Origin of the sequence: Asticcacaulis sp. AC402 (genome assembly GCF_000495835.1) — a bacterium.
In the GTDB taxonomy this organism is placed as follows: domain Bacteria; phylum Pseudomonadota; class Alphaproteobacteria; order Caulobacterales; family Caulobacteraceae; genus Asticcacaulis.
In genome coordinates this window covers 1-5,539 of the sequence record NZ_AWGC01000057.1, presented here as the reverse complement: position 1 = coordinate 5,539, position 5,539 = coordinate 1, and the positions used below count along the sequence as shown (strand labels likewise).

The following is a 5,539-nucleotide window of genomic DNA, read 5'->3' as shown; positions in this document are numbered from 1 at the left end:
GGGTACGCGCCAATTTTGCCGCCGATAGGCAAGCAGATTAGAATAGGTCATTTGCTTTCTAGATACGATCTTTTGATTTTCAACAATCAGAGGAAAATAGATTTATTGGAGGAAATTGCAAAAAATACTTACGAAGAATGGTTTTTGCGTCGTCCTCTCCGCGAAGGTCAAATTGGTCAGTCATTGAAAAATAATGCGGCTACGCAGAGAATTTCGATCGGCGACTATTCATCAATTATATCAAGAGGCCCCTCCGTCAATTACGAGTTGGGTGATGACAATGACGGTTGTCCGGTATTAAATCAAAGCTGTATAAGAGACGGCGAAATTCGTCTGGAGAAAATATTATTCGCGGCGGCATTGCCCGAAAACAAGAGTCATTTGTATCTCAAATTGAACGACATACTTATAAACTCGATGGGAGATGGAACCCTAGGTAGGGTCGCGAGAAATTTAACCATCAAAAATAAAATGATTATTCACAACTGCATTACTGTTGTGAGAGCCAAGTTGGGATGCAGTCAATTTTTACTTTATTATTTTTTATCGTCGCATAAGGGGTATTTTGAGTCTGTCGCTAGCGGATCTACCGGCCAGTCAAGCTTGAATAAGTCTGTGATAGAAAATTTAGAAATCGACATTCCTAGTTTTAGAATAGTCGAAAAATTTGACCAGTACGTCGGCAAAATTTGGGAGAATATTGCGGCGTTGAGTGAATCTTCGCGTCTATTAAGTGAAGCGCGAGATATATTAGCGGACCGGCTGATGAGTGGATCACTTGACATCGATGACTACCTAGCAGGACAAGCACCATTGGCGGGGGTGGCGTGAGCTACGAATACTCGGAAGATGGTCTGGTCGAAAGCGCCACGCAAGAGGTGCTGGAAAGTCTCGGCTGGCGGGTCGTCACCGCCTGGAAGAAGGAAATCCTCGGTCCGAATGGGCTGTTGGGACGCGACAGCAAGTCCGAAGTTATCTTGAAACGTTATCTGCTCGCCGCGCTGAAATCTCTCAATCCCGGCCTGCTCGACAAGTCCTATGATGAGGCCGTCTACAAGATCAGCGAAAAAGCCGCCGACAAGACACTGGGGCAGATCAACAAGGACAAACATGACTTGCTGACCAAGGGGGTGCAGGTTAGTTTCAAGGACGCCAAGGGGGCAACCCAGACAAAACGGCTTAGGGTCTTCGATTTCAAAGACCCGCTCAACAACGACTTTCTGGCCGTGCGCCAGTTTGAGGTGGTCGGCGACATGTATAATCGCCGTCCGGACGTGGTTGGTTTCGTCAACGGCATTCCACTGGTCTTTTTTGAGCTTAAGGCGCACCATCAGGACCTGGAGCATGCCTTTGCCGACAACCTGAAAGACTACAAGGACACGATTCCGCACATCCTGCATTGCAACGCCTTTATCATCCTGAGCAATGGCACCGATGCCAAGGTCGGCACGGTGACCAGCCCGTACCCGTATTTTCTGGAATGGAAGCGCATCGAAGAGGACAGCGAAGGCGTGGTCAGCCTGGACACGCTGTTGCGCGGTACTTGCGACAAGACCCGGCTGATGGACCTGTTTGAAAACTTCCTGCTGTTTGATGGCGACGGGGCCAAGCCGATCAAGATCATGGCCAAGAACCACCAATATATCGGGGTCAATAAGGTCATCAATTAGGCGCGCAATCTCGAGGAGCTGAAAGGCAAGCTGGGGGTGTTCTGGCACACCCAAGGGTCGGGCAAGTCGTATTCAATGGTATTTCTGTGTCAGAAGATTTTCCGGCGTTTTGGCGGCAACTACACGTTTCTGATCGTGCTGGATCGCTCGGAACTGGAACGGCAAATCTATGACACCTTCACCGCCGTCGGCGCGGTGACAGAAGACAATGTCAAGGCCAAGAGCCGCGACCATTTGCGCGAACTGCTGAGTGAGAACCACCGCTACGTCTTCACGCTGATCCACAAATTTTCCATCGATCCGAAGACCGAGAGCGTCTATCCGCTGTTGTCGGAGCGTTCCGACATCATCGTCATATCGGACGAAGCGCACCGCACCCAGGGCGGCAAGTTCGCGCAAAATATGCGCTTCAATGCCCTGCCCAACGCGTCCTATCTGGGCTTTACCGGCACGCCGCTGATCAAGGAAGAACTGGAACTGACCAAAAACATATTCGGAGAATATGTCTCGGTCTATGATTTCAAACGCGCTATCGAAGACCGCGCCACCTTGCCGCTCTATTATCTCAATCGCGGCGAAAAGCTGGGTATCGAACGGCCGGAACTCGACGAACGTATGGCGGCGATCATAGAAGGCGAAGACCTCAACGACGATCAGCGCGCCAAGTTGCAACGCGAATTTGCCCGCGACTATCCGGTGCTTACCTCGCACAAGCGGCTGAATGCGATTGCGCGTGATCTGGTCTGGCATTTCAACGACCGGGGCTATCAGGGCAAGGCGATGTTTGTCGCGCTGGATAAGCCAACCGCCGTGAAAATGTACGACCTGGTCATGGCGCATTGGCCCGACTATGTCGCTGAACTGAAAACCCGCGTTGCCAAGGCTGGGGATGAGCAGGAAGCTGCCGAAGTGACGCAAAAGCTGAGACAGGTTGAAGCGACCGAGGTTTGCGTTGTCGTGTCGTCGGAACAGAATGAAGTCGACAAGTTCCGTACCATGGGGCTGGAGATCGCGCCGCATCGTAAAAAGATGGTCGAACGCGATCTGGAGAAAGAGTTCAAGGACGAAGACAATCCGTTCCGGCTGGCCATTGTCTGCGCCATGTGGATCACCGGCTTCGATGCGCCGTGTGTGTCAACCGTCTATCTCGACAAGCCGATACAGGGTCATACCCTGATGCAGACCATAGCGCGGGCGAACCGCGTCTATGACGACGAAAAGGAAAACGGCCTGATTGTCGATTATGGCAATGTCTATCAAAAGCTGCGTGCGGCCTATGCGGTTTACGGCGAAGGTGACGTCAAGACCAAGCCACCCGGCGTGAGTGAACCCGGCGAGGACGACAACAGTGAGGCCGTCGGCGAGATCTACGCCCTGGCGCTTGCTTTGGGCGCGTCCATCATGGCGGTGCGGCGTTTCCTGTCAGAGGTGGGATGCGATCTGGATGGTCTGATCGCCTGCGAAAGCCCTATGGAAAAGCTGGGGTTGATCAAGAAGGCGATGAACTGTGTCTGCCTCAACGAAACGACGCGTACCACCTTTGAGTTTTCGGCGCGGGACGTGTTCCGGAAATACAAGGCGCTCTATCCCGAAGAGCAGATCAAGCCGCATATCAAGGCGCACAACGCCATTGAGGCGATCTATAGCCAACTGAACCAGAAGCAGAAAAAGGCCGATATCACGGCCATCATCATGAAGCTTCAGCGCGAAGTCGATGACAGCATTGAGATTATCACCACCGACCGGGACGGCACGACCTCGATCGATCTGAGCCGGCTGGACTTCGCGAGGCTGCGCGCGGCGTTTCGGCGGTCCGAAAATCAGAACATGGTGGTCTTTGACCTTCAGGAGGCGATTGAACAACGCCTTGAACGGATGGTGCGTGAAAACCCGATCCGGCTTGAATTCTATGACCGATATCGCGAAATCATCGCCGCCTATAATAACGGTAAGGATCAGCAGGCCGTACAAGACGCCTTCGATCAACTGACTGAGTTTATCGAAGGGCTATCCGAGGAAGAAGAACGGGCGGTACGCGAAGGTCTGGATCAGGAGACGCTGGCTATCTTTGATCTGTTGAAGAAGCCGGACCTCAGCAAAAAGGATGAAGCGGCGGTCAAGGCTGTCGCCATTCAGACGCTTGAGACGTTGAAGGCTGAAAAGCTGCGTATCGCCAAGTGGCGGGAAAGCACCCAGGTCACGGCTCAGGTGCGGTTAGCGATTTTGGAAAACCTGCAATACCTGCCGCAAGAGGCTTATGGCGACGATGAGTTGGAAGAAAGAACCGACCTCGTTTATCAGCATGTTTACGCCACCTACAGCGGCGGCGGACACGTCTGGCACGCATCTTGAAACAGTACAGATATGAAAAGGGCCTCCGTCCCGGTTCGGAACGAAGGCCCAAAAGTTCAACTCATACTGAGGGTTAGCCCAGAACAAAGCCGTTGATGTCGTACGTCCAGGGTGTGGTGCCGCCGGCTAGGATCACGCCCACCATGGTGGCGCCGCTGCTGAAATCGCCGTCGGCGTCGAAGTACAGGGCACCGGTGTCCTGCTGGTAGACAAAGGCGCCGGCGGTGCTGGTCAGGTTCGATGCCAGCATGGCGTCATAGTCGGTGACAACAGCGATATTGTTGCCGGCCACCAGTGTGGTGCCGCCGATGTCGAATTCGTTGGCCGAGTAGGTGCCCAGGCCGGTGACATCCAGGGCGATCTTGTCGGCACCTGATACGCGGAAGTTCTTCACCGTCATCAGCGCCGTGCTGTCGTCAAAGACGACCGTTTCGACACCCGTGCCGCAGATGAAGTTGTCGGCTCCGCCGCCGCCGAAGAAGGTCACCGCGCCGGTACCCGTATGGGTGACCGTGTCGATGCTGGAGCTACCCGTCACCGTCTCGATATTGGCGACCGACAGGCCGTTCAGCATGCCCGCCAGGGTCAGGCTGTCGGTGCCGGCGCCCAGGTCGATCGTACCGCTGGTGATCGGCGTGTCCAGGGTGATGGCGTCGGCTCCGGCATTGCCGTTGATGGTCTCGGCGCCCGAGATGGTGCCGGTATTGGAGAAGTTGCCCAGGTTCAGGACGTCGACGCCACCCTTCAGGTTGACCACCATGGTGTTGGTCAGGGCCGTGGCCAGGGTGATGGTGTCGACCAGAGAACCGCCGTTGATGGTCTCGGTGTTGGACACCGTCGCCGAGTTGGCGAAGTTGCCAAGCGTCAGACTATCGGTGCCGCCGGCCAGGTTGAAGACACCGCCCGTGATGGCTGTGGCCAGGGTGATTGTGTCGGCATCGGCATTGCCGGTGAGGGTTTCGACGTTGCTGACGGTACCGGTATTGGCCACGTTCGCCAGGTTCAGGACGTCGGCGCCGGCCTTCAGATCCAGCGTCATGCCGGTCAGGGTGGTGGCCAGGGTGATGGTGTCGATACCCGTGCCGCCGTTCAGGGTTTCGGCGTTCGAAACCGTCGCCGTGTTGGCGAAGTTGCCAAACGTCAGGCTGTCGGTGCCTGCCGCCAGGTTGATCGTGGCCGAAGCCACAGCCGCGCCGATGGTGATGGTGTCGTTACCCGTACCGCCGGTGATGGTTTCGGTGTTCGACACCGTGGCCGAGTTGGTGAAGTTACCAAACGTCAGGGCATCGGTGCCGCCGGCCAGGTTGATGGTGCCCGCTGCAATGGCTGTGGCCAGGGTAATGGTGTCGGCCAGGGCATTGCCGGTGAGGGTTTCGACGTTCGACAGCGAACCGGTATTGGCGAAGTTGCCCAGGTTCAGAACGTCGACGCCGGCGCCCAGGTTGATGCTGTCGGTATTGGCCAGGATGCTGCCCAGGGTGACGGTGTCGATGCCTGTACCACCCAGGAGGGTTTCA

The 5,539-nt window shown here is 55.3% G+C and carries 4 protein-coding genes; 3 read left to right on the top strand and 1 reads right to left on the bottom strand.

Annotated features, from left to right (window positions below; translation table 11 throughout):
- The 3 genes from ABAC402_RS38845 to ABAC402_RS38840 all read left to right on the top strand — a co-directional run.
- The coding region (locus tag ABAC402_RS38845; protein ID WP_023451358.1) for a restriction endonuclease subunit S at positions 1 to 831 on the top strand (831 nt) is incomplete at its 5' end.
- Positions 828 to 1,670, top strand: coding sequence for a type I restriction endonuclease (locus tag ABAC402_RS40750; RefSeq protein ID WP_023451357.1), 843 nt, complete (start codon positions 828 to 830; stop codon positions 1,668 to 1,670). The genes ABAC402_RS38845 and ABAC402_RS40750, both read left to right, overlap by 4 nt.
- 18 nt (positions 1,671 to 1,688) lie before the next feature.
- Positions 1,689 to 4,022, top strand: a complete 2,334-nt coding sequence (locus ABAC402_RS38840; protein WP_304412596.1) for a type I restriction endonuclease subunit R — start codon at positions 1,689 to 1,691, stop codon at positions 4,020 to 4,022.
- 73 nt (positions 4,023 to 4,095) lie between these two features.
- Here ABAC402_RS38840 and ABAC402_RS40495 read toward each other — a convergent pair.
- Positions 4,096 to 5,539: calcium-binding protein (locus ABAC402_RS40495; protein ID WP_023451355.1), on the bottom strand; the 1,444-nt coding region annotated here is incomplete at its 5' end.